This is a genomic window from Bradyrhizobium sp. LeoB3 (assembly GCF_055456055.1).
Map to the genome: position 1 here is coordinate 1 of NZ_JBVBEF010000400.1, position 365 is coordinate 365.

1 protein-coding gene is annotated in these 365 nt (G+C 61.1%); it reads right to left on the reverse strand.

Annotation, left to right across the window (positions count from 1 at the left end; all coding sequences use genetic code 11):
- Nucleotides 1-114 precede the first annotated feature (114 nt).
- A partial coding sequence (locus tag ACZXDY_RS46505) for a hypothetical protein (protein WP_464350103.1) occupies nt 115-365 on the reverse strand: 251 nt, incomplete at its 5' end.

Consider the following 365-nt stretch of genomic DNA (forward strand, 5'->3'; position numbering starts at 1 on the left):
GACTATTTGCGCCCTCGCCCCAGGGGAGCCTCCAACCGGAGGCGAAGGGGAGGATGCAAGAGCGCGGGTGGGATGGCGAGCGCCATGATCCTTCGTATCGGCCCGTGACCCCCTTTAGATGCCCGACGTTTCCCTACGTTCAATTGAGCCGCTGATCGCGATCATCTTAGATAGCGTATGCGGTAGCGAACCGCCCAGCATCACTTCGCTATCGCTGTCCGCCTTGAGCGTCCCCGAGGCGGGGGCCGCCTGTGGCAACGCGGGCGGCCTTTCTTTTTGTGTGCACCCTCGGTTTCTCGGGTCCTTTGGGCTGACAGAAAAGTGCGGGGTCCGCGCGATCGTGCGCTTCAAGTATATTTTCAATC